The 22,931-nt window shown below is 33.6% G+C and carries 23 protein-coding genes; 9 read left to right on the forward strand and 14 right to left on the reverse strand.

Annotated elements, in window-relative coordinates; all coding sequences use genetic code 11:
* Nucleotides 1–6: 6 nt before the first annotated feature.
* The 7 genes from ABD011_RS03170 to ABD011_RS03200 form a co-directional block, all read right to left on the reverse strand.
* Nucleotides 7–546, reverse strand: a complete 540-nt coding sequence (locus ABD011_RS03170; protein ID WP_129759533.1) for a hypothetical protein — start codon at nucleotides 544–546, stop codon at nucleotides 7–9.
* 37 nt (nucleotides 547–583) lie between these two features.
* Nucleotides 584–1,276 carry a tRNA pseudouridine(55) synthase TruB gene (gene truB, locus ABD011_RS03175; protein ID WP_343795717.1) on the reverse strand — a complete coding sequence of 231 codons (693 nt, stop codon included), beginning with the start codon at nucleotides 1,274–1,276 and terminating at the stop codon, nucleotides 584–586.
* Nucleotides 1,276–2,073, reverse strand: coding sequence for an undecaprenyl-diphosphate phosphatase (locus tag ABD011_RS03180; RefSeq protein ID WP_343795719.1), 798 nt, complete (start codon nucleotides 2,071–2,073; stop codon nucleotides 1,276–1,278). Before ABD011_RS03180 ends, truB begins: the two co-directional genes overlap by 1 nt.
* A gap of 138 nt (nucleotides 2,074–2,211) precedes the next feature.
* A complete protein-coding gene (locus ABD011_RS03185; protein WP_343795721.1) occupies nucleotides 2,212–2,478 on the reverse strand; it encodes a DUF3098 domain-containing protein in 267 nt (88 codons plus the stop codon).
* A 34-nt stretch (nucleotides 2,479–2,512) separates the two neighbouring features.
* Complete coding sequence (locus ABD011_RS03190) at nucleotides 2,513–2,848, reverse strand: hypothetical protein (RefSeq protein WP_343795723.1); 336 nt, start codon at nucleotides 2,846–2,848, stop codon at nucleotides 2,513–2,515.
* 37 nt (nucleotides 2,849–2,885) lie between these two features.
* Nucleotides 2,886–3,509 (reverse strand): hypothetical protein, encoded by a 624-nt coding sequence (locus tag ABD011_RS03195; protein WP_343795725.1) that lies wholly within the window; start codon nucleotides 3,507–3,509, stop codon nucleotides 2,886–2,888.
* On the reverse strand, nucleotides 3,510–4,388 hold the full coding sequence (locus ABD011_RS03200) for a cell division protein FtsX (protein WP_129759528.1): 879 nt from the start codon (nucleotides 4,386–4,388) through the stop codon (nucleotides 3,510–3,512). It lies immediately after the preceding gene.
* 128 nt (nucleotides 4,389–4,516) lie between these two features.
* On the opposite strand from ABD011_RS03200, the gene ABD011_RS03205 reads away from it, so the two are divergent.
* From ABD011_RS03205 to ABD011_RS03215, 3 genes are all read left to right on the forward strand, one after another.
* Nucleotides 4,517–5,377 (forward strand): UbiA family prenyltransferase, encoded by an 861-nt coding sequence (locus tag ABD011_RS03205; RefSeq protein WP_343795730.1) that lies wholly within the window; start codon nucleotides 4,517–4,519, stop codon nucleotides 5,375–5,377.
* A gap of 140 nt (nucleotides 5,378–5,517) precedes the next feature.
* The gene (locus tag ABD011_RS03210) at nucleotides 5,518–8,547 is read left to right on the forward strand and encodes a leucine--tRNA ligase (RefSeq protein WP_343795732.1); all 3,030 of its coding nucleotides are present in this window, start codon (nucleotides 5,518–5,520) and stop codon (nucleotides 8,545–8,547) included.
* Nucleotides 8,548–8,718: 171 nt separating this feature from the next.
* Nucleotides 8,719–9,414 carry a zinc metallopeptidase gene (locus tag ABD011_RS03215; protein WP_131506179.1) on the forward strand — a complete coding sequence of 232 codons (696 nt, stop codon included), beginning with the start codon at nucleotides 8,719–8,721 and terminating at the stop codon, nucleotides 9,412–9,414.
* 47 nt (nucleotides 9,415–9,461) lie between these two features.
* Here ABD011_RS03215 and ABD011_RS03220 read toward each other — a convergent pair whose 3' ends face one another.
* Together ABD011_RS03220 and ABD011_RS03225 are read right to left on the reverse strand one after the other, a co-directional pair.
* A complete protein-coding gene (locus ABD011_RS03220) occupies nucleotides 9,462–9,932 on the reverse strand; it encodes an Lrp/AsnC ligand binding domain-containing protein (protein ID WP_129759525.1) in 471 nt (156 codons plus the stop codon).
* A 66-nt stretch (nucleotides 9,933–9,998) separates the two neighbouring features.
* Entirely contained in the window at nucleotides 9,999–11,363 is a 1,365-nt protein-coding gene (locus tag ABD011_RS03225) for a saccharopine dehydrogenase family protein (RefSeq protein WP_131506178.1), read from the reverse strand.
* A gap of 79 nt (nucleotides 11,364–11,442) precedes the next feature.
* Here ABD011_RS03225 and ABD011_RS03230 point away from each other — a divergent pair, with 79 nt between their 5' ends.
* A complete protein-coding gene (locus ABD011_RS03230) occupies nucleotides 11,443–11,832 on the forward strand; it encodes a DUF423 domain-containing protein (protein ID WP_134198510.1) in 390 nt (129 codons plus the stop codon).
* Nucleotides 11,833–11,900: 68 nt separating this feature from the next.
* A complete protein-coding gene (pckA, locus tag ABD011_RS03235; protein WP_343795736.1) occupies nucleotides 11,901–13,517 on the forward strand; it encodes a phosphoenolpyruvate carboxykinase (ATP) in 1,617 nt (538 codons plus the stop codon).
* 71 nt (nucleotides 13,518–13,588) lie between these two features.
* Here the strand turns inward: pckA and ABD011_RS03240 are convergent, their stop codons facing one another.
* Nucleotides 13,589–14,338, reverse strand: coding sequence for a uroporphyrinogen-III synthase (locus ABD011_RS03240; RefSeq protein WP_131506175.1), 750 nt, complete (start codon nucleotides 14,336–14,338; stop codon nucleotides 13,589–13,591).
* Between the two features lie 18 nt (nucleotides 14,339–14,356).
* Entirely contained in the window at nucleotides 14,357–15,010 is a 654-nt protein-coding gene (locus tag ABD011_RS03245) for a DUF4271 domain-containing protein (RefSeq protein WP_343795738.1), read from the reverse strand.
* Nucleotides 15,011–15,114: 104 nt separating this feature from the next.
* On the opposite strand from ABD011_RS03245, the gene ABD011_RS03250 reads away from it, so the two are divergent.
* Genes ABD011_RS03250 through ABD011_RS03260 form a run of 3 tightly spaced genes read left to right on the forward strand, consistent with a single transcriptional unit; the run spans nucleotide 15,115 to nucleotide 17,640 of the window.
* Entirely contained in the window at nucleotides 15,115–15,840 is a 726-nt protein-coding gene (locus ABD011_RS03250) for a polyprenol monophosphomannose synthase (protein WP_343795740.1), read from the forward strand.
* Nucleotide 15,841: 1 nt separating this feature from the next.
* Nucleotides 15,842–17,188 carry a dihydroorotase gene (locus tag ABD011_RS03255; protein WP_335973499.1) on the forward strand — a complete coding sequence of 449 codons (1,347 nt, stop codon included), beginning with the start codon at nucleotides 15,842–15,844 and terminating at the stop codon, nucleotides 17,186–17,188.
* Nucleotides 17,185–17,640 carry a DUF4296 domain-containing protein gene (locus ABD011_RS03260; RefSeq protein WP_262732278.1) on the forward strand — a complete coding sequence of 152 codons (456 nt, stop codon included), beginning with the start codon at nucleotides 17,185–17,187 and terminating at the stop codon, nucleotides 17,638–17,640. The genes ABD011_RS03255 and ABD011_RS03260 overlap by 4 nt, the downstream gene beginning before the upstream one ends.
* Here ABD011_RS03260 and ABD011_RS03265 read toward each other — a convergent pair.
* Nucleotides 17,637–18,659 carry an NAD-dependent epimerase/dehydratase family protein gene (locus ABD011_RS03265; RefSeq protein WP_343795745.1) on the reverse strand — a complete coding sequence of 341 codons (1,023 nt, stop codon included), beginning with the start codon at nucleotides 18,657–18,659 and terminating at the stop codon, nucleotides 17,637–17,639. The two genes, ABD011_RS03260 and ABD011_RS03265, sit on opposite strands and share 4 nt — an antisense overlap.
* A gap of 83 nt (nucleotides 18,660–18,742) precedes the next feature.
* On the opposite strand from ABD011_RS03265, the gene tyrS reads away from it, so the two are divergent.
* Nucleotides 18,743–20,050, forward strand: coding sequence for a tyrosine--tRNA ligase (tyrS, locus tag ABD011_RS03270; protein ID WP_131506170.1), 1,308 nt, complete (start codon nucleotides 18,743–18,745; stop codon nucleotides 20,048–20,050).
* 103 nt (nucleotides 20,051–20,153) lie between these two features.
* On the opposite strand, the gene ABD011_RS03275 is transcribed toward tyrS, so the two are convergent.
* Together ABD011_RS03275 and ABD011_RS03280 are read right to left on the reverse strand one after the other, a co-directional pair.
* Nucleotides 20,154–21,134 carry a LuxE/PaaK family acyltransferase gene (locus tag ABD011_RS03275; protein ID WP_343795747.1) on the reverse strand — a complete coding sequence of 327 codons (981 nt, stop codon included), beginning with the start codon at nucleotides 21,132–21,134 and terminating at the stop codon, nucleotides 20,154–20,156.
* Nucleotides 21,135–21,206: 72 nt separating this feature from the next.
* Entirely contained in the window at nucleotides 21,207–22,880 is a 1,674-nt protein-coding gene (locus tag ABD011_RS03280; RefSeq protein WP_343795749.1) for a T9SS type A sorting domain-containing protein, read from the reverse strand.
* Nucleotides 22,881–22,931 lie beyond the last annotated feature (51 nt).

A 22,931-nucleotide genomic window follows, 5' to 3' on the forward strand; every position in this document is an offset into this window, starting at 1 on the left:
AATAGATTAGAAGAGCATAAATTCTAAAAAAATAGATACACTAGATAGCTTTTCGGTTTGCCTAAATCCGAAGCGTTTTCGGCTAAAATCTAACCCAATTAACCACGAGTTTTTAAAGTTGTCATCAAAGGCTTGATATCCAATCCCTAGTTTGTAAAGCGTACCACTTTCAAAGTTTTTGCCTAAGTCTATCATCTTACCATAACCTCCTCTTACAAACACTTTGTCATCAAAATCAAACACATTGTATCTAAAACTTAAGTGTACAGGAAAAAAGTTGAGTTCTTGCTTAAAATAACGGTCATATTCTATGTTTAAACCAATACTTGAGCGTTCGTCAAACTGATAACCTAAAGTGTTATTGATAAAAATAGCGTTTGGGTTTATAAAGGTTTCACCATCGTCATTTCCAATGCTATAATCGTCATTGGTGGTTAGTGTAACAGCAGCCGAAACTTTATAAAAAAGACCTCGTGTTTTAATGGTGTCTTGAGAAAATAAAAGGCTAGTAAAAAGTGCAAAGTAGAGTTGTAAAAATAGCTTCATGGTTTTGTTAGGTTTAAAGCTAGTTTGCTATCAATAATTATTCCGAAGCAAGTTGTTCAATAAACTTTTCGGGAGTAACAGCGTCGTCAACACTAAAATCACCAATTTTTGTACGTCTTAAAACCGAAAGGTGAGCGCCAGAGTTTAAGGCTTTTCCAAAATCGTTAGCCAAAGAACGTATGTAAGTGCCTTTGCTGCAAACTACTCTAAACTCCACAGAATTACCATTGATAGACGTAATTTCAAATTCTGAAATATGTACAGTCCTAGATTTGATTTCAACCGTTTCACCAGCTCTTGCAAATTCATACAAACGCTTACCATCTTTTTTAATAGCCGAAAATACAGGAGGATACTGCTCTATATCACCAATAAATTGTTTGGTGGTTTCGTGTATGAGTGCTTCTGAAATGTGTTCGGTAGGATAGGTTTGGTCAATTTCGGTTTCTAAATCATAAGAAGGTGTTGTACTACCTAAAACAAACGTTCCTGTGTATTCTTTTACCTGACCTTGAAAAATATTGATTTGCTTAGTCATTTTTCCAGTACAAATCACCAATAGTCCTGTAGCCAAAGGATCTAAAGTACCAGCATGACCTACTTTTATTTTTTTTATGTTGAATGCTTGCCTAATTTCCCAACGCAGTTTATTAACGGCTTGAAAGGAAGTCCAGTGCAAAGGTTTGTCAATTAATAAAACTTGACCAGAAAGTACATCGTCTTTAGTCATTATCCAGCGCTATAAGAATAGATTATGGCAATAATACCAACAACAATACAGTATAATGCAAAGTAAGACAATTTACTTTTCTTAACTAAAGCAATCATCCATGTGCAGGCAAAAAGCCCAGTAACAAAAGCAGCAATAAAACCTATACTTAGGCTTGTAAAGTTTGAGCTGTCGTAGGTGATGTCACCACTTAAAACGTCTTTTGCTATTTTACCAAAAATTAACGGAACAACCATCAAAAACGAAAAACGAGCTGCTTTGGTTTTATCGTTTCCTAATAATACTGAAGTTGATATAGTTGCTCCCGAACGCGAAATTCCAGGAAGCATTGCAATAGCTTGAGCAAAACCAATTACCAAAGCATTTTTAAAACTCACTTTTTTATTAGTGTCTTTGGCTTTATCGGCTAAATACAGCAAGAAAGCTGTTAATAATAACATGTATCCTACCAATTGAATATTGCCGCCAAAAAGTTCAGCCAGTTGTGATTCGTAATTATATCCAATTATAACAGCAGGAATCATTGAGATAACAATTTTGGTGAAAAACTGCATGTCTTCATTCCATTGAAATTTCAGAATACCTTTAATGATGTCCAAAATATCTTTTCTAAAAACAACCATTGTACTTAATGCTGTGGCAAAATGCAGTACAACCGTAAATAGAAGGCTTTCTTCTGGAACTAAATTATCTCCAAGAATGGCTTTTCCCATTTCTAAATGTCCACTAGATGATACAGGTAAAAACTCTGTTAGTCCTTGTATAATACCTAATATAATTGAATCGATAATATCCATGTGCGCAAAAGTACATGAATTTTTTCGTTTGAAAATTTAAAAACAAATGAAAAAATGTTAAGTATTAACAAAGTAGAAACTAAAGCGAAAGAAAGGATGTAGTTCTAACAGATAAACATTAAAAAATGGAAGCTGGGTTTACTTCTTACTGTCTCCTTTATTTGGGTTCAATAAAATAGCATACACTTCAATAGCAAAACCAATTAAGATAAGTGTTGGCGCTAGTCTAATTCTACGGAAACTAAAAATACTTGGGTCAAAAACGTTTGGGTCATCGCTACCACCACCAGACATTAAAATAAAACCAATGGCTATAAATGCTAAACCTATTAGCATAAACTTGTAGTTTTTCTTTCCGAAAACAAATTCGGCTTTTGCGCTTTCTTTACGTTTTTGTTCTCCCATATTCATTTCCTACCAAAGTAGGAATCTATTTTAATTACTCAAATTCTGTAAAAATAATCTCATCACCTATGGCAAGTTGTGCAATATGTTCTGAGGTACCTAACCAAAGTTTAGGTAAGTGCAAAGTAACGGTTTTATTTAAAACTTTTGCGTTAAGAGTATCTAAATTTAATCCGCGTTCCAAACCTCTATTAATGTAAAAGAAGTCGGTTTTGTCATCATGAAACACGATATCATACGATGTGCCTTCAGTAATATTGGTAATTTTAGCAGTAACCATAGTACATTCTTCTGGTTTAGGATTATTAATAATGCAAGACCAGAACATTAGAAAAAGGGCAAGGGCAAAAAAAGGAACTGTTCGTTTCAACTTTTTGATTGACTGATTAATTAAACTATAACGTAGATTAATTCTGCTTTAGTGTATAAAGTATTTTTTTAAGTTGCTTTTTTTCTGATAAATTTCTGTAAGTGAGTAGAAACGAGACACAATACCTTTTGCTTTCAAAAGCAATAAAATCTTGAAAAGAATTATTCTCTTTATAAAAAATGTTTGTAGAGCTAACTTTAAAACCGTTGATAATTTTTGGATATTCACTATCGTTTATTTTATAGTCGATATTTGAAAACAAAAGCTGTTGTTTTAATGCTTCAATATAGTCATGAGCGGTTAAAACAGTATTGCCTCTTATGTCTTCAGCAATAATGGTAAAGCTAGAAGTGAAACCATCTTCTGAATCAGAAAAAGTTTTGTTTAGTACTAAAAGTGGGTTTGATTCTGACACTTCGACTGTCTCTTCATCAACATTGTCAAAAACATTTTCTAGAGCATTTTCGCTCAATGAATCTACAATATCTTTATTAACAATACTCCAAGTTTGGGGCTCAAAGTTTAATGTAAATCCAAAGTAATTGTTTGTGTAATTCCCTTCTGAAATAATACCTCTACTATACATTAAATCTTCTTCTGAATTCTTTTTACAAGAAATTATCAAAAGAGAGAATAGTAATAGATAAAAGTATTTTTGCATTTAATAGTACAACTGGTCGGTTTTCAAATTCAAGAAACGTTGTGTGGCAATAAATGTACTAATCCAAGTGATAATTATACCAAGTATAAAAATACCAGCAAACAATATTGCCAACAATACAGGGTTTTGAACAAAGCCAAGATCAGGGAATGTTCGGTTAAGGTAATACAGTACTAAAGCCATACCTATAAGCGCAACAATAGCTCCTATAACACCAAGTTGAACGCTTTTAAATACAAATGGTCTACGAATAAAAGCTTTGGTAGCACCTACCATTTGCATCGTTTTTATGATAAAACGTTTAGAATAAACAGCTAATCGTATAGAACTGTTAATGAGTAAAACCGCAATTACGGTAAATAATGCACTTACAATCAGTACCCAAAACGTTATTTTTTTAACGTTGTCATTCATCAGTTCCACAAGGTCATTGTCATAACGTATGTCTTCAATAAACTGTTTGTTGGCAAGCTCTTCGGTAATACCATCAAGGGTTTCGTTAGTAACATAATCGGCTTTTAAGTAAACCTCAATGTTGTTTTGTAGCGGATTGTACCCAACAAAATCCATAAAGTCTTCACCTGTATCTGCTTTCATAAACTCAGCAGCTTCTTCTTTTGAGACATAAACCGTTTTCTTGGTGTATTCAGCCATGGCTAAACTTTTTTGAAGCTGGTTGATTTCAACCTCTTTGGCAGAATCATTCAAGAAAATAGTAACAACAACTTGCTCTTTAAAATGGTCTGCTACTTTTTTAGCGTTTAAAACCAAAAGACCTAAACAGCCTAAAAGAAAAAGAACCAAGGCGATGCTGATAACTACAGAAAAGTATGACGAAATTAATTTTCGTTTTTGGTATCTATCAAAAGATGAACTCATAAATATTGTGGGTTAATGGTGTAAAAATAATAAACAAAACTATTTCCGTAAGGTTTACAACGTTTAATCTTTCAACATTGTTATAATAACCTTAAATTTGAAGCAAAATGCACTTTAAAATCTAGTATTTGCTCCACGATTTAAAAATTTCACGTCCAGGTTTATGGTTTCCAACGCTTTGGATTTATTTGGTGCCATTTAGTTTAGAAACCCATTTTTGGCAAGATTATAATTTTTGGATAGGTTTACTGTTTGTCACTTTTCCGCTTAATTATTTAGTGTATGGTTTAAACGATTATAATGATGTGGAAGCCGACGAAGTCAATGAGCGTAAAGGAAATTTTTTGTTTGGAGCAAAATCCACATCAGAACAATTAGCATCTATTCCTAAGAAAATAGCAGTAATACTGTTGCCTTTTTTAATCTATTTTACAGTAGTATCTGGATTAAAAATGCTGTTACTTTTAGTGTTTATGATTGTCATAAACATCATTTACAATTTTAAACCTTTCAGAGTCAAAGAACGTCCACCTTTTGAAATATGCATTCAGGTTGGTTATGTATTCACAGCTTTTTTCAGTGTTGTACTTAATGATTTACCAATGTTGCCTTGGCAAACCATTTTATATCTAACATTGTTTGCATTTCAAGCACATATTGCAGGAGAAATCATGGATATTGAACCCGATTTAAAAGCTGGAAAACAAACCACAGCAACATTAATTGGTAGAAAAAACACCAAATTATTAATGCTTTTATTATTGCTTCTAGAAACATTCATTCTAGCATATTGGTTTAAAGATTATGTGCTATCTGCGTTTTTAGCTGTGTTTTCGTTATGGCTTATAGCTGATGTGTTTGTCTGTTTTAAAGAAAAACCATATTCAGTACAACAAATGAAACTCTTTGGATTTGCGATGAATATTTCCGCGCTTTTATCGATGATTTGGGTGCTGTATTCAGGAAAACTAATGCAACCTGTTTTTTGATAGCGCTTCCTTTTACAATCGTATAATAAACCTTAAATTTGCACCTAATTTCAAATTAAGTGTGATTTGTCATTCCGCACTTGATGCGGAATCCATAAAGCGATAGTAAAAATAAAACACTCACCTTCGAGAGCATTATTATGACATATAATTTCAACGAAATAGAAGCCAAATGGCAAAAATATTGGGCAGAAAACAATACGTTTAAAGCCGAAAACCATAGTGATAAACCAAAATACTATGTACTGGATATGTTTCCTTATCCAAGTGGAGCAGGTTTACATGTTGGTCATCCATTAGGTTATATTGCTAGTGATATTTATGCACGTTACAAGCGTCATAAAGGGTTTAATGTATTGCATCCTCAAGGTTATGATAGTTTTGGTTTGCCTGCAGAACAGTATGCTATTCAAACAGGTCAGCATCCTGCAATTACTACCGAAACCAATATTGCAACCTATCGTCGTCAATTAGACCAAATAGGGTTTTCGTTTGATTGGAGTAGAGAAGTACGCACATCAGACCCAAGCTATTACAAATGGACACAGTGGATTTTTATTCAACTGTTCAACTCGTGGTACAATAACGAGAGCGATAAAGCTGAAAACATTTCAACTTTAATTTCTATTTTTGAAAAAGAAGGAAATGCAAACGTCAATGCTGCTTGCGATGATGATATTAAAATATTTTCTTCGGAAGAGTGGAAAGGCTTTTCTTCTGAAAAACAACAAGAAATACTATTGCAATACAGGTTAACGTATTTAGCCGAAACTGAAGTAAACTGGTGTCCTGCTTTAGGAACCGTTTTAGCCAATGATGAAATTGTTAATGGCGTTTCAGAACGTGGTGGACATCCTGTAGTGCGCAAAAAAATGACGCAATGGAGCATGCGTATTTCGGCATATGCTGAACGTTTGCTTCAAGGTCTTGATACTATTGATTGGACAGATTCACTTAAAGAAAGCCAACGCAACTGGATAGGGAAATCGGTTGGTGCTAGTGTCACTTTTAATGTCAATAACCATGATGAGAGTATCGAAGTCTTCACAACACGTCCTGATACTATTTTTGGAGTGTCGTTTATGACACTCGCTCCAGAACACGAATTGGTCTCAAAAATTACAACACCAGAACAAAAAGCTGAGGTTGAAGCCTATATTGAAGCAACTTCAAAACGTAGCGAACGCGATCGTATGGCAGATGTAAAAACCATTACAGGAGCATTTACAGGAGCTTATGCAGAGCATCCGTTTAGTAAAAAACCTATCCCAATCTGGATTGGAGATTACGTATTGGCAGGTTATGGTACAGGAGCTGTAATGTCAGTACCTTGTGGTGACCAACGCGATTATGATTTCGCAAAGCATTTTAATATTCCTATTCCAAATATATTTGAAGGTGTTGATATTAGTGAAGCAGCATTTACCGACAAAGACAATACTATAATTGCTAATAGTGGTTTTCTTGATGGATTAAACTATAAAAAAGCAACTAAAACAGCTATTTATGAGTTGGAAAAATTAGGCTACGGAAAAGGGAAAACCAATTACCGCTTACGTGATGCTGTATTTAGTCGTCAGCGTTATTGGGGAGAACCGTTTCCTGTGTATTATGTCAACGGAATGCCGCAAATGATAGACGCGCAACACTTGCCTATTACCTTGCCAGAAGTTGAAAAATACTTACCTACCGAAACAGGTGAGCCACCTTTAGGAAATGCAAGCGTTTGGGCTTGGGATACTGAAACCAATACTGTGGTAAGCAATGATAACATAAACAATACCACTGTTTTTCCTCTAGAACTTAACACCATGCCTGGGTGGGCAGGAAGCTCACAATACTTTAATAGGTACATGGACCCACATAATGACAAAGAAATTTTCTCGCAAGAAGCTGTAAACTATTGGCAGCAAATAGACTTGTACATTGGTGGTAGCGAGCATGCTACAGGACACTTGTTGTACGCACGTTTTTGGCAAAAGTTCATGTTCGATTTAGGATTAGTACCTGTTGATGAGTTTGCTAAAAAACTCATTAACCAAGGGATGATTTTAGGTGAGAGTGCTTTTTTATATGTGGTTGAAGGTCGCTTGAAGAAGAGTTCTGATGATGTCCAGGTTTTTGATAGTCAAGTTATAATAAGCAAAGAAGTTTTCGATTCATTAGAAAAACTTGAGAGTTCTTTAGAAGAGTTGACTATAAATATTAAAGATTTCTTGAAAGAAAAAATGGATTCTTTTAGAAAAGCAAATAGTATTTATAATGAATACGATTTTTGTTATAAGGCATTTAAAACTTCTAATATTGATATCAGTTTTGTTAATCTTAGAAATGAACTTGATTTAAATTCTTTAACAAAAGATAAGCGCTTTGAAGTTTTACAAAACGCTCATTATTTTGATGGAAATGTAGTTGTTGAGAATCAAAATATTTCTTCGGATATAACAATTAAAGTTGCTCGCGAAGTAGAAAAAATGTCTAAGTCTAAATACAATGTGGTTAATCCAGACCATATTTGTGAAGAATATGGCGCAGACAGTTTACGTCTATACGAAATGTTTCTTGGGCCTTTAGAGCAATACAAACCTTGGAATACTGCTGGTATTACAGGAGTGCATGGATTCCTTAAAAAGTTATGGAAACTCTATCATTCCTCCCTTGAGGGAGGTCAGGAGGGTGTTTTTCAAGTCACAGAAGACCAACCGACAAAAGAGGCTTTAAAAACCTTACATAAAACCATTAAGAAAGTAGAAGAAGACATCGAGAACTTCTCGTTTAATACTTCGGTATCTACGTTTATGATTGCTGTTAATGAGTTAACCGCTCAAAAATGTACAAGTAGAGCAATTTTAGAACCTCTTATTGTGTTAATCTCACCTTATGCACCACATATCGCTGAAGAGTTATGGAGCAAATTAGGACACAACGAGTCCATTGCTACTGCACCTTTTCCTGAGTATGACGAAAAGCACTTGGTAGAAAGCAGTAAGGTATATCCAATTTCGTTTAATGGTAAAAAACGTTTTGAACTAGAGCTACCATTAGATATGAGTAAAGAAGATATTGAAAAAACAGTGATGGCTCACGAAAAAACACAAGACCAACTACAAGGACGCACACCTAAAAAAGTGATTGTGGTTCCTGGGAAGATTGTGAATATTGTTGGGTAGTTCTTGTCATTATAAGGAACAAAGTGACCTAGTAATCTCATTAAATTCTTAATCAAAAGATTGCTTCTTTTGTTAGTAATGACAGTAGTGGTATGACAAAATTTCTTAACTTAAATTTGGCTTATTTTTTGCTAGATTAGTATTAAATTTACACTATTAAACTTTAAAAAGATGATTGGATATTATATATTAATTGGAGCAATTGCTCTGGTAAGTTGGTTAGTTAGTAATCAATTAAAACAAAAGTTTGCCAAATACTCTAAAGTAAGATTACGCAACGGAATGACAGGACGTGAGATTGCGGAAAAAATGTTGGCAGACAACGGTATTTATGATGTTGAGGTTATTTCGGTAGCTGGTCAACTAACAGACCATTACAACCCAAAAAACAAAACAGTAAACCTTAGTGAGCCAGTGTACAACCAAGCTAACGCAGCTGCTGCAGCTGTTGCAGCACACGAGTGTGGGCACGCAGTACAGCATGCACAAGCCTATAGCGCTTTAGGGATGCGTTCAGCATTAGTACCTATTGTAAGTGTAACTTCTGGGATGTCACAATGGTTAGTAATAGGAGGTTTAATACTTGGTGCAGCTGCTGGTGTAGGATTAGGATATTGGGTTGCTGTTGCAGGATTAGTATTTATGGGTTTTGCAACCTTATTTAGCTTTATTACGCTACCAGTAGAGTATGATGCTAGTAATAGAGCATTAGCTTGGTTAAAAGCAAAAAACATGGTAACTCCTGAAGAATATAAAGGCTCTGAAGATGCACTTAAGTGGGCAGCTAGAACTTATCTAGTAGCAGCAATTGGTGCTTTAGCTTCATTGCTATATTGGGCACTTCAAGTATTTGGCGGAAGAGATTAAAACATAAAATAACAACAAAAAAGCCTCTGAATTTTCAGAGGCTTTTTTTATACTTTTATCTGTCTGTCAATTTGCTGTTGAAGCGATATAAAGGTTTCAGTTCGTGATACACCAGAAATAGATTGTATTTCTTTATTAAGAACTTGCATTAGGTGCTCATTGTCTTTACAAAGTATCTTTACAAAAATACTCCAGTTACCAGTTGTGTAATGACATTCCAATACTTCAGGTATCTTTTGTAATTGTCGTACAGCTTCTGGGTTACTAACGGCTTTATCTAAGTATATACCTATAAAAGCCATAGTAGTATACCCTAAAACCTTAGGATTGATTACAAACTTTGATCCCGAAATTAACTTAGACTTTTCAAGTTTTCGTAACCTTTGATGAATAGCAGCTCCTGAAATACCCACTTGTCTTGCTATTTCAAGAATGGGTGTTCTTGCATCTTCCATTAAGGCACGAAGAATTTTTTTGTCTATACCATCAATATGGATATTTTGATTTACAACTTTCATTAAGTTTTAAATAGAAATTATAAAACATAAAAGTAGTAAATACATTTAGATTTGTAATGCTTTAGACTATAAGTTTAAAGGATTGTAACCAAGATACGGTACATCGTATTCTTTAAACTTAATATCATACGCTTCCAACTCTTTTAAAATAGGCTCATACACTTCTTTGTTAATAGGTATTTGAACACCAGGAGTTGTAATTTTTTCATTTAAAATCGCCAAGGTAGCAATAGCCACAGGTAAGCCAACAGTTTTAGACATTGCTGTAAACGTCTGGTCTTCACCAATTGTTACCATTGTAGAGTCTATTTGGTGTTTTTTACCGTTAAGCTCGTAACCAAACTTGTGATACATTACAATCATGTCTTTATCCTCTTCGGCAAGTGTCCAACTATCCATTAATATCTTTTGAAGTATTTGTGCTGGCGTTGCTTTTTTAAGTTCAACCATTTTACTAGCACTAAAGATATCTAGTTCAATAAGTTTGTCCCAAACTATATCGTCTTGGTCAATCTTTAAAGCATGTCTAAACTTTAATTCAACCGAATCTGTTGGGCTGTAAGGTAAAAAGGCGTTTACAAAATCGCGATAGCTCATGTTCTCACTATCATCTATAGTGTAGCTGTCGTCAGTCATCCCTAAAAGTACAAACATGTTCCACGCACGAGAAAACCCTACACGACGCATTGTACCTCTGTAAAGTGTTTTAATATCATCTAGTCCATACACGCTTTGGTATTTTAAAGAATCTCTATTAGCATATGCTTCAAAACGTCCATAGCCTTCAACGTCCAAAAATTCTGTTCTTCTAAATAACCGGTTATAAGGAATGTATTTATACGTGCCTTCTTGAAGAAATTTTGCAGCACCACCTTGTCCTGCAACAACTACGTTTCTTGGGTTCCAGGTAAACTTGTAATTCCATAGGTTATTATCGCTTTCAGGAGCAACCAAACCACCAGTAAACGATTCAAACAAAATCATTTTACCGCCTTTTTCACGTATGCTATCAATTACTTTCATAGCACTCATATGGTCAATTCCTGGGTCAACACCTATTTCGTTCATAAACACCAAGCCTTTATCTCTAGCAGCTTTGTCTAAACTTTGCATTTCATCGCTTACATAAGATGCAGTAACCATATTTTTACCAAATGAAATACAATCTTTAGCAACTTCTATATGGTATCTTGCAGGAAGCATAGATACAACAATGTCGGCATTTTGAATAGCTGTTTCTCTAGAGTGTTTGTCAAACACATCTAGCACAATAGCTTGAGCATTTTTGTGGTCGCCAATTAACTTTTTGGCACTAGAATAGTTGATGTCTCCAACAATTATAAGTAGGTTTTCAGATTCTGATTTTTCAAGTAAATATTTTATAAGATAGGATGCAGATTTTCCTGAACCAATAACTAAAATCTTTCGCATAATGGGATTTGTTGAGTAATTTTGTGTTCACGAAAGTAGTAAATCGAACGTGCAATAAAAACCCAAAGATTAAATTTATATGAACAAGTCTATATTAATTACCGCTTCCATATTAGGAATTTTAAGCATTGTACTTGGTGCATTTGCAGCACATGGTTTAAAGTCGCTTATTTCTGCCGAAATGATTGATACTTTTGAAACAGGAGTAAAATACCAAATGTATCATGCTATTCTATTATTGTTTGTAGGAAGCACAACTCTTGTAACCCAAAAGGCTAAGAAAACCATCTTTTATTTGGTGCTTGTTGGAGTGTTATTTTTTTCAGGTTCAATTTATGGTTTGGCAACTAATGTATTGTCTTCGTTTGATTTTAAAAGCATAGGGTTTATTACACCAATAGGAGGATTACTACTTATACTTTCATGGGTTGTTTTGTTGATAAACTTTTTAAAACTTAAAAAGGATTAAAAAGCTATTTTAGTGACAGTTTTAAAATATTGTTTTAGCTTTGCACAATTAAAACAACACAAAAAATTATGGTAAACCATACTCAAACTACGAAATCGATTTCGTTAGAGCAATATGGCATTAAAAATGCAAAAGTAAATTATCAGTTGTCTCCTGACGAGCTTCAGGCTGCGGCAATTTCTAAAAAGCAAGGTGTAGAAACATCTAATGGAACTTTAGCTGTAAACACAGGTGAGTTTACAGGACGATCGCCTCAAGACCGTTTTATTGTAAAAGATGCCATTACCGAAGACAAGGTATGGTGGGGAAATATCAATATTCCTTTTGAGTCGGACAAATTCCAAAAACTGTACGATAAGGTTACTGATTACCTTTCAGAAAAAGAAGTTTTTGTTAGAGATAGCTATGCTTGTGCTGATGACAATTACAAGTTGAATATTCGTGTAATTAATGAATATCCATGGAGCAATATGTTTGCTTACAACATGTTTTTGCGTCCTACTGAAGCTGAACTAGAAAACTTCTCACCAGAGTGGACTATAGTTAATGCACCTGGTTTTATGGCAAACCCAGAGGTTGATGGTACACGTCAACACAACTTTGCTATTTTAGACTTCACAAGAAAAATAGCCTTAATAGGAGGAACAGGATATACAGGAGAGATTAAAAAAGGAATTTTCTCTGCGTTGAATTTTATACTTCCTGTATTTAAAAATACTTTACCAATGCACTGTAGTGCTAATGTGGGAAAAGATGGAGATACAGCAATTTTCTTTGGACTGTCAGGTACTGGAAAAACTACACTTTCAACCGATCCTGATAGAAGTTTAATAGGTGATGACGAACATGGTTGGACAAGCGAAAACACAGTGTTTAACTTTGAAGGTGGTTGCTATGCAAAAGTTATAAACCTTTCGCAAGAGCAAGAACCAGAAATTTTTAATGCTATTAAAAAAGGAGCTATACTAGAAAATGTGATAATAGATGATAAAGGTGAAGTTGATTTTGCCGACACATCAATTACTCAAAACACACGTGTTAGCTACCCAATTTATCATATTGAAAATATTAAAAAGCCATCAATAGGAGAAAACCCAAAAAATATATTCTTCCTTACTGCTGATGCTTTTGGAGTTTTGCCTCCAATTTCTAAATTAACACCAAGTCAGGCAGCATACCATTTCATTTCAGGATATACTGCAAAAGTAGCAGGTACTGAAGCTGGAGTTGTTGAACCTGTACCAAGTTTTTCAGCTTGTTTTGGAGCACCTTTTATGCCTTTGCATCCTACTAAATATGCTGAAATGTTAAGCAAAAAGATGAAAGAGTCTGGAGTTAATGTTTGGTTAGTAAACACAGGTTGGACAGGTGGACCTTATGGTGTTGGTACAAGAATGAAGTTAAAATACACTCGTGCTATGATTAATGCTGTTTTAAATGGTGATTTAGGACTGTATAATTATGATGATTACCATATTCACTCAGTATTTGGAGTGGCGCAACCAAGAAGTTGTCCAGGAGTTCCAACTGAGGTATTGAGTCCAAGATCAACTTGGAACAATGACGAAGCATACTACACTACAGCATTCAAGTTATCTAACGCTTTTAGAGAAAACTTTAAAAAGTTTGAATCATATGCAAGTGAAGAAATAAGAAGAGGTGGGCCGCAGCGTTATGCCTTTTAATTAATCAAGGCTAATTCATAAAAAAAGCGATTCAATTTTGAATCGCTTTTTTTATGTTATGTGTAAGAAATTTATTTTCCTTTATTAGCTTGAGTAATATACTTTTCTAACGCCATCGTCATTGAAGGTGTTTCAGGAGTTGGAGCTGCAATATCAACTCTTAATCCATGAGACTCAACAGCTTTAATAGTAGTGTTTCCAAAAACAGCTATACGTGTATTGTTTTGTTTGAACTCTGGGAAATTGTGGAATAAAGATTCAATACCAGAAGGACTAAAAAATACTAAAATGTCATAGTAAACATCAGCTAAATCAGATAAATCACTAATTACTGTTTTGTAAAAAACAGCTTCTTTCCATTTTACCTTTAACCCATTTAAAGTTTCAGGAACTTCAGGTTTTAATTTGTCGGTAGTAGGTAGTAAAAAGCTTTCGTCCTTATACTTTTTAATAAGTGGCGATAAATCTTGGAAGGTACGTTTACCAACATATATTTTACGCTTTCTATACACTACGTATTTTTGAAGGTAAAATGCAACCGCTTCAGACTGACAAAAATATTTCATCGTATCTGGAACTTTAAAACGCATTTCTTCAGCTACTCTAAAAAAGTGGTCCACAGAATTTCTACTAGTAAGTATAATTGCTGTGTACTGGCTTAAGTCTACTTTTTGTTGTCTAATCTCCTTAGCAGGAACACCTTCTACATGTATAAAAGGTCTAAAGTCAATCTTAACTTTCTGCTTTTCTTGAAGATCAAAGTAAGGCGAATTTTCTATTTTAGGCTCGGGCTGTGACACTAAAATTGTTTTCACTTTCATAGGCTCTAGTTATAGTTTTTAAGCGTTATAATCTGTAATTAACTTATACAAAATTAGATAAGGTCCAATTTCGAGTGCGCAAAGATACAAAATAAAATAGAATAAGTTATCAAATATCAACTTTTGATGTTTTTTAAATGAAGTTATAAATCCAATTAAATTAATCAATAAAACAAGACCAATAACTGTGTAAATTATAGGTTTTGAAGGAGTTATGCTATATATGAGTAAAATGTTTATTGGTAAGAGTACAAAGCCACTATAATTTAAATAGCTGGTTTTCTGAAATAAATATGCATCAATCAATTCGTCTATTTCAAACAAACTTGCTAATAGTCGTTCTAAGAGCACTTTTATAAGTATGAGAGCTCCAATTGCAAAAAGAACTTTAACAAATAGTGTAAGATCAAATTCTGAAGGTAAAACAAGTTCAGAGTAGGCTATAAACGAAAATATTGATACTGAAATTAGTAGGTTTAAAAACATTAAAGTGTCAAACCCATCAATAAATTTTTGGTCTCTAGAGTAGATTTTTAAATACTTGGAGTTACCTATAACTAAGAGAAAATCTTTAAATCTGTTTTCAAACAAAAACTTTGACAGGGTTACCAATACCAAACCCAATACAATGAATATTGTAAACCATTCATTTGAAACTACCTCTCTTAACATGATGCTAAATTATAAAGAAATTTTCACCTGTTTAACTTTTATTTAAGCTCATTTCAATAAACTTTATACTTCAAAAAAACTTACTTTTGCTAAAATTTGGTAAAATGAAGGATGCAATTGTCATCATACCTACTTACAATGAAATAGAGAACATTGAAGCTATAGTGAGAGCTGTTTTTGCTCAAGAGAAAGCTTTTGATGTTTTAGTGGTTGACGATAATTCACCAGATTTAACTGCACTTAAGGTTAAAGAGCTTCAAAAGGAATTTGATAACCAGCTTTTTTTACTTCAAAGAAAGGAGAAGACAGGGTTAGGAACAGCTTATATTGCTGGATTTAAATGGTGTTTAGAAAGAGAATATGAATATATTTTTGAAATGGATGCCGATTTTTCTCATAATCCTGATGATTTGATGAGGTTGTATACTACTTGCGCAATACAAGGTGCTGATATGGCAATAGGCTCAAGGTATATTAATAATACTGTTAATGTGGTTGATTGGGATATGAAGCGATTATTGTTATCTTACTTTGCATCTAAGTATGTAAAGTTTATAACTCGAATGAAAATTGCAGATACAACAGCTGGTTTTGTATGCTATAAAAGACAAGTGTTAGAGACTATTAATCTAGATACAATTAAGTTTGTGGGTTATGCGTTTCAAATAGAAATGAAGTTTAAAGCCTATTTAAAGCAATTTAAAATTGTTGAAGTTCCTGTCATTTTTACCGATAGAGCTAAAGGAAAATCAAAAATGAGTGGAGGTATTATTTCCGAAGCTATTTTTGGAGTGTTGAATATGAAATTTAAAAGTCTATTTGCTAAGTAACATGAAAGCAAAAACTATTCTTATTAAAAATGCCAAAATTATAAACGAAGGCAAAGTTAAAGAAGGTGATATCCTTATTGAAGGCGAGTATATTAAAGAAGTTGCCGACTCAATAAGTGCTAAATCATCTGATGTTGTGGTAATTGATGTTGAAGGAAACTATGTGCTACCTGGTGTTATTGACGATCAAGTGCATTTTAGAGAACCAGGACTTACTCATAAAGCCGACATAGGTACTGAATCTAAAGCTGCTATAGCTGGAGGTATTACCTCTTTTATAGAAATGCCAAATACAGTACCGCAAACCACTACTATTGAAAAACTAGAAGAAAAGTTTGAGATAGCTTCCAAAACATCATACGCTAATTATTCGTTTATGTTTGGTGGAACCAATGATAACTTGGAAGAAATTTTAAAGGTTGACGAAAAAAACGTAGCAGCACTTAAATTGTTTTTAGGATCTTCAACAGGAAATATGCTAGTTGATAATCCTGAGGTGCTCGAAAAAATATTCAGTAGCACCAATTTGTTGATTGCAGTTCATTGTGAAGATGAGGCAACTATTAGAGCTAACATGGAAGAATTCACCAGCAAGTATGGTGAGGATATCCCAATTGAAAACCATCCAATCATTCGTAGTGAAGAAGCTTGTTATTTATCTTCTTCAAAAGCTATAGAACTTGCTAAAAAAACAGGAGCTAGGTTGCATGTATTCCATTTGTCAACTGCTAAGGAAACTAAGCTGTTTTCAAACAAAATTCCTTTAAAAGATAAAAAAATTACTGCCGAAGTTTGTATACATCACCTATGGTTTAGTGATGAAGATTATAGCAAAAAAGGAACGCTAATTAAATGGAATCCTGCTGTAAAAACTGCACACGATAGAGACGAACTTTGGAAAGCATTGTTAGACAACAGAATTGATGTTGTTGCTACTGACCACGCACCTCATACTCTAGAGGAGAAAAAGAATGTATATACAAAAGCGCCATCTGGCGGACCATTAGTACAGCATGCACTTGTGGCAATGATGGAGTCTTACCATAGAGGACGAATTTCCTTAGAAAAAATGGTGGAAAAGATGTGTCATAATCCTGCGATATTATTTCAAATAGAAAAACGAGGTTTTATAAGAGAAGGGTATTTTGCCGATTTAGTTGTAGTAGATGCCAATAGCCCTTGGACAGTAAACAAAGACAATATATTATATAAATGCGGATGGTCGCCTTTTGAGGGAACTACCTTTAAGTCTAGAGTAACACATACATTTTTAAATGGTACTTTAGTGTATAATAATTTTAAATTCCTTAACGGAAATGCTGCCAAACGACTAACATTCGATAGATGAAAAAAATAGTAACACTTGTTTGTATCATAGCGTTGTTTTTAGGTTGCGATAAAACGCAAAAACCTAAAAAACCAAGTAATCTTATACCAAAAGATAAGATGGAGCAAGTGTTATATGATACTTATTTAATGAATGCTGCTAAAGGCATTAAAAAGCAACAACTTGAAAACTATGGTATTAATCCTGAAGGATATATATTTAAAAAGTATAGCATAGACAGTCTTCAATTTGCATTAAGTAACGAGTATTATGCATACGATTCTAAAGACTATGCTGAAATGATAGAATCTGTTAAAGAACGTCTTAGCAAAGAAAAAGAAACTTACGAAAAACTAAAAGAAGAGGAAGAAGAGGATAGAAATAAAAAAAGAGATTCAATAAAAAAATTATCTGATTCTATTAAAAGAGAAACCAAAAGATTAAAGGATAAAAACTTTGGCGCTCGAGATTAATCTTTTTTAATATCTTCTAAAAAGAGTTTGCTCGTCTTTTCTATAACTTCATCAATTGGTGTAAACTGAAAGTCTAATGCGTTTTTTATTTTAGAATTATCATATAAAGTTCTCTGTCTTGCCGATTTTGCAGTATGTTTTGACAACTGTCTTCGTTTGCCTGTAAGTTTATGTCGAAGCCAATCCAATCGCCAACCTAGTTCCAATAAAAAAGTACTGGCTTTTTTCTTTGTAGGTTCAACCTTTAAAGCGTTGGCAACTTTATAAATAAAGTTCTTAAATGTAAGATTATCTGAAACAAGAATAAAACCCTCATTTTTTATGTTACTTTCCATAAGTTGTTGCATAACACTTGCAACATCCCAAACACCAACATAACCAGTGCTTCCGTTAGTGTAGTAAGGAACACTTTTGTAAATCAAACGAATTAAACTGCTACTGCCAGCACCTTTCCAAAAGCCTGGACCAACTATTATTCCAGGATTAACAATTACTGCATCAACACCTTCTTGAGTGCCTCTCCATACTTCAATTTCGGCACCATATTTAGTAATAGCATAAACGCTGTTGTCGTCTTCAGTATTCCAATGGGTGTTTTCTGTAATTAATTCTTCAGAATTTGCATGATGTCCTATAGCAGCAATAGAGCTTATATAACACAGCTTTTTTATGTTATGAGAAACACAAAGGTTAACAATGTTAGCGGTACCTTCAATATTTATTTTTCGGAGTTGATGGTATTTATCAGGCTCAAAAGAAACAAATGCAGCACAATGGTAAACATGTGTTACCTCCTTAAAAGCATTGGTTAAAGCAGTAATATCTGTAAGGTTGGCTTCAACCCATTCAATGGAGTTAAAAAGAGATTCAGAATGTTCAGTATAATAAGAAAACACTTTTTTTACAGTATCTAGTTTGTGTTCACGTCTATAAATCGCACGAACCTTCTTATTATTACTCGCAAGATTATAAAGTAAATGCGAACCAACTAAACCTGTACCTCCTGTAACTAAAATCATAAAACTAAAGTAAAGAATTATTCATAAAGGGATAAGAATTCTACATTGATTTTTATCTTTGCGGAACTAAAAATAAATTGAATATGTCTAAATCATTGGTAGAAGAATTACGCTGGAGAGGTATGGTACACGATATTATGCCTGGAACCGAAGAACAACTTGATAAGGAAATGACAACTGCTTATATAGGTTTTGATCCAACTTCAGATTCTTTACACATTGGGAGTTTGGTGCCAATTATTTTACTGGTACATCTTGAGCGATTTGGTCATAAGCCTATTGCTTTGGTTGGTGGAGCTACAGGAATGATTGGAGATCCATCAGGTAAGAGTGATGAGCGAAACTTATTAGACGAAGCAACGCTTAATCATAATGTACAAGGCATAAAAAATGTACTGTCAAGGTTTTTAGATTTTAATTCTAAAGCAGCCAATGCGCCTTTATTAGTTAATAATTATGATTGGATGAAAGACTTTTCTTTTATCGATTTTGCAAGAGATGTAGGTAAGCGTATAACTGTTAACTACATGATGGCAAAAGACTCTGTAAAAAAGCGTTTTTCTGGCGAAGAAGGTAGTGTTGGTATGTCGTTTACTGAGTTTACTTATCAATTAATTCAAGGTTACGATTTTTACCATTTATATAAAACTCATAATTGCTTACTACAAATGGGAGGAAGCGATCAATGGGGAAATATTACTACAGGAACTGAATTAGTAAGACGTATGAATGTTGGCGAAGAGGCTAAAGCTTACGCAATGACCTGTCCGTTGATCACAAAAGCTGATGGTTCTAAATTTGGAAAGAGTGAAGGTGGTAACGTTTGGTTAGACGCCGATAAAACTTCGGTTTACAAGTTTTACCAGTTTTGGGTGAATACGACTGATGAAGATGCTGAAAAGTATATTAAAATCTTTACGTTTTTAGATAAAGAAACAATTGAGAATATAGTTGCTTCTCATAAAGAAGCACCTCACCAAAGACTACTTCAAAAACGATTAGCAGAAGAAGTAACAACCTTTGTACATAGCAAAGAAGACTTTTTAACTGCTGAAAAAGCGTCAAACATCTTGTTTAGTAAAACTTTTAAAGATGATATTAAAACACTAGACGAAAAAACATTTTTAGATGTGTTTGAAGGTGTTCCGCAAGCGGAAGTGTCTAAAGCAGATTTTGAAGGAGGTTTTGATATGATTGCTGCATTATCAGCCAAAACAAGCTTTTTGAATTCTAATGGTGAAGCCATAAGAGCATTAAAAGAAAATTCAGTGTCAGTTAACAAAGAAAAAGTCACAAAAGACTATCAGTTAACAGATGAAGACCTAATAAATGGTAGCTATATCATTATCAATAAAGGAAAGAAAAACACTTACATTATAAAAGTTGTATAAAAAAACGCCTGATGAAAATCAGGCGTTTACAATAACCAACCAACTAAAAAAAATAATCTTGCTTTCTCTTAGCTAGATAATAGTCGTAGTTGATATTATTTCCTTACAAAGCCATCAAATTGCAGCCTCTAATATCGCTGTTGTCAAACCTACCAATAATTTCAAAAGAATTATCGTTGTAAACTTTACCAAGATCTTGAGTTGCTATAAAAGAGCAGCTGTAAATATTTGCTAAATCAATAATGTTAATTCCTCCAGTAGTAGACGTGCTTGTTATAGTTAAAGGGTCTTCAGTATCTCGTGTTAAAACTTTCATCCAATTAGGACATTTAAAAATACCGTTTCCTTTGGAATATGCTTGACTTAAAAGCTCTGTCATACCATATTCGCTATGAATTTCAGAAACACCAAAACCTTGTTTTAAAATAGTATGAAGTTCATCGCGAATCAATTCTTTTCGTCTTCCTTTCATACCACCAGTTTCCATAACAATAGTGTTTTTAAGCTGAAATTGGAACTGTTCCACTAAATCCAATAATGCAAACGAGACACCAATAAGTAGCACTTTTTTTCCTTCGGAATCTAAAGCAATTAACTTGTTTTTTAATTCGGCTAGATTATGAAGGTAAAACCCACTTTCTTTATGGTTAGATTGTGCTATTAAGTGCTCAACCATATAAATTAATGACGAGCCATCACGCTCTAAATAACTAGGTAAAAGCGCTAGTACTACATAATCTTCGATAGGTCCGTAAAAGTGATTAAAACCAGTGTTAAAACTGTTTTCGTAAACATCTAAATCACTTACATGATGCTTGCTTGTTATTTGACCAGTTGTTCCTGAACTTTCAAAAACTTTTTCTATTGTATTAGTTGTACTTAAAATAGGGTGTGTTTTAAAAAATTGAATAGGTAAAAACGGAATGTCTTCAACTTTTTTTATGTCGCTTGGGTTTTTGTACAACAAATCGCAATATGAACGATATACAGTGTTATTTTCAAATTGAAATTTGAAAATATCTAAAGCGAGAGTATTAAAATCTGCTTGCGTAGAACTGTTGAAAATGGAACGTGTATCAATCATTTTGGCAAAAGTATGCAAAATAAAAAAGCGTCACCAAGTTGATGACGCTTTTTAAATAGTATAAGGTAAGTTTTACTTAATTACAATCTTTTGAGTAGTTGTAGTATTACCTTGAGAAATTTTCATGATGTAAACTCCAGCATTAAGTGTTGAAACATTTAAGCGGTTGTTAGCAATAGTTTCATTAATTACTTGTTTACCTAACATATCATAAACATTAACTGAAATAGCTTCAGAATGTGCAGAAATAATATTTACAAATCCAGTTGATGTTGGGTTCGGGAAAATTGAAAATTCTCTTTGCTCTGAATCAACAATTGATAAAGTAGGGCAATCTGAAGTAGGTCTAGCGCCTAAAACAGGACAGTTGTTGTAAGTAGTTAACTCTACATTTGATAAATCCCAGTTAGAGTATCCGTCAACACCATCATCATAATACTGAATACCAATAAAAACAGCAGTACCAGTTAAAGCAGATAAGTCAATTTCAACATCGCCTTCATCACTTTCAGTGATAGTTTGTAATGATGACCAAGAAGTTGTATCAGGACATCCTGAGTAAGCAGCTGTGTAATTGATAGCTAAAGGAGTGTCTCCAAAATTTTCTTGAGCGTTAAATTTTAAAGCTAAGTCAGAAACAGATGTTAAATCTAATGGTCCAAATAATAACCAAGTGTTTACCACTTCTTCGCAGCCACCACCACAATAGCCATTCATGTTGTATGTACCACTACTTTCAGTCCAAACATCATTGTCAGAGTTAGTAGCTACAGTAAACATTTCAAATTTTTCAGCACCATTGCTTATGTCAAAACAAGATGTAATTGCTGGCTCGCAAGTAGGAGACACTGTAGTTTGTGTAAGAGTACAATTTTCGTTAGTTAATGTTATAGTAACATCAGTACCTTCATTAATACCTGTAACTGTAATTAAACCATCAGCTGAAATAGTGCTTACACTAGCTGAGCCAGCTGAAACAGCAACAGTAAAAGCATCTGTTTCTGTACCGTTTAAAAAGTCAAAAGTAGTAGAGTATGTATCAGTTCCTATAGTAATATTATCACATACAGGAGTTTTAGCTGAAAGAGAAGCTGAGCAAGCAGAAGAGTTAGCTGAAACAGAAATATTATCTAAGTAAATACCTTCATCAGCTGAAGTAAAACCATTAAAAGACAACACAATATCAAGTGTAGAGTTTCCGCTTAATGTTATAGTACTAGATGAAAATGTAGCAAACGTATTTTCTGTTACAGTACATCCACTAGTTCCTGTAGTTAAAGCAGGCAATATTCCTGAACCACAATCACCAATTCCATCAAAATCAGTATCTAAAGAAGCGGCTTGATTAAAAGTGCCTCCAGCATTTCGAACCCAAAGTAAATTTTGGGTTGAACCACCATCTAATGAATAAGTTATTGAAAAGGTATCAGAATCATCCCAGTCATTATAATGACGAGTTAGCATATCTATAGAAAAAGTAAAATCAGAATAACCAGTAACATCAATTTGATTTAAAGTTATAGTTGCAGGAGTAACATTTGTATCCTCAACAGCCCATATATATGATGAGTTACCTCCAATGTTAGGATTTACTCTATTAAATACATCGGTTCCACCTGAACCTTCTGTACTAGAAGCAGTATATCCAGTATCTAATGTTTCAAAATCTTGAGTGTAAATAACTGTCTGACCAAAAGAATAAGCAGACATTAAAAGAGGCAGTAATAAAAAGTAAATGTTTTTCATGAATTAAGTTTTAAAGTTCAACGAGCTCCAAAAGTAATACTAGCAACAAAA

The sequence above is a fragment of the Gaetbulibacter jejuensis genome, assembly GCF_039524015.1.
In the GTDB taxonomy this organism is placed as follows: domain Bacteria; phylum Bacteroidota; class Bacteroidia; order Flavobacteriales; family Flavobacteriaceae; genus Gaetbulibacter_B; species Gaetbulibacter_B jejuensis.

What these genes read in the sequence shown, in the direction of transcription:
- ABD011_RS03255 (WP_335973499.1), top strand. Translation starts at nt 15,842, where the DNA reads ATGAAAGCAAAAACTATTCTTATTAAAAATGCCAAAATTATAAACGAA.
- tyrS (WP_131506170.1), top strand. Translation starts at nt 18,743, where the DNA reads ATGTCTAAATCATTGGTAGAAGAATTACGCTGGAGAGGTATGGTACAC.
- ABD011_RS03180 (WP_343795719.1), bottom strand. Translation starts at nt 2,073, where the DNA reads ATGGATATTATCGATTCAATTATATTAGGTATTATACAAGGACTAACA.
- ABD011_RS03200 (WP_129759528.1), bottom strand. Translation starts at nt 4,388, where the DNA reads ATGAGTTCATCTTTTGATAGATACCAAAAACGAAAATTAATTTCGTCA.
- ABD011_RS03215 (WP_131506179.1), top strand. Translation starts at nt 8,719, where the DNA reads ATGATTGGATATTATATATTAATTGGAGCAATTGCTCTGGTAAGTTGG.
- truB (WP_343795717.1), bottom strand. Translation starts at nt 1,276, where the DNA reads ATGACTAAAGACGATGTACTTTCTGGTCAAGTTTTATTAATTGACAAA.
- ABD011_RS03195 (WP_343795725.1), bottom strand. Translation starts at nt 3,509, where the DNA reads ATGCAAAAATACTTTTATCTATTACTATTCTCTCTTTTGATAATTTCT.
- ABD011_RS03170 (WP_129759533.1), bottom strand. Translation starts at nt 546, where the DNA reads ATGAAGCTATTTTTACAACTCTACTTTGCACTTTTTACTAGCCTTTTA.
- ABD011_RS03225 (WP_131506178.1), bottom strand. Translation starts at nt 11,363, where the DNA reads ATGCGAAAGATTTTAGTTATTGGTTCAGGAAAATCTGCATCCTATCTT.
- ABD011_RS03250 (WP_343795740.1), top strand. Translation starts at nt 15,115, where the DNA reads ATGAAGGATGCAATTGTCATCATACCTACTTACAATGAAATAGAGAAC.
- ABD011_RS03275 (WP_343795747.1), bottom strand. Translation starts at nt 21,134, where the DNA reads ATGATTGATACACGTTCCATTTTCAACAGTTCTACGCAAGCAGATTTT.
- ABD011_RS03240 (WP_131506175.1), bottom strand. Translation starts at nt 14,338, where the DNA reads ATGAAAGTGAAAACAATTTTAGTGTCACAGCCCGAGCCTAAAATAGAA.
- ABD011_RS03210 (WP_343795732.1), top strand. Translation starts at nt 5,518, where the DNA reads ATGACATATAATTTCAACGAAATAGAAGCCAAATGGCAAAAATATTGG.
- ABD011_RS03220 (WP_129759525.1), bottom strand. Translation starts at nt 9,932, where the DNA reads ATGAAAGTTGTAAATCAAAATATCCATATTGATGGTATAGACAAAAAA.
- ABD011_RS03260 (WP_262732278.1), top strand. Translation starts at nt 17,185, where the DNA reads ATGAAAAAAATAGTAACACTTGTTTGTATCATAGCGTTGTTTTTAGGT.
- ABD011_RS03185 (WP_343795721.1), bottom strand. Translation starts at nt 2,478, where the DNA reads ATGGGAGAACAAAAACGTAAAGAAAGCGCAAAAGCCGAATTTGTTTTC.
- ABD011_RS03245 (WP_343795738.1), bottom strand. Translation starts at nt 15,010, where the DNA reads ATGTTAAGAGAGGTAGTTTCAAATGAATGGTTTACAATATTCATTGTA.
- ABD011_RS03280 (WP_343795749.1), bottom strand. Translation starts at nt 22,880, where the DNA reads ATGAAAAACATTTACTTTTTATTACTGCCTCTTTTAATGTCTGCTTAT.
- pckA (WP_343795736.1), top strand. Translation starts at nt 11,901, where the DNA reads ATGGTAAACCATACTCAAACTACGAAATCGATTTCGTTAGAGCAATAT.
- ABD011_RS03265 (WP_343795745.1), bottom strand. Translation starts at nt 18,659, where the DNA reads ATGATTTTAGTTACAGGAGGTACAGGTTTAGTTGGTTCGCATTTACTT.
- ABD011_RS03230 (WP_134198510.1), top strand. Translation starts at nt 11,443, where the DNA reads ATGAACAAGTCTATATTAATTACCGCTTCCATATTAGGAATTTTAAGC.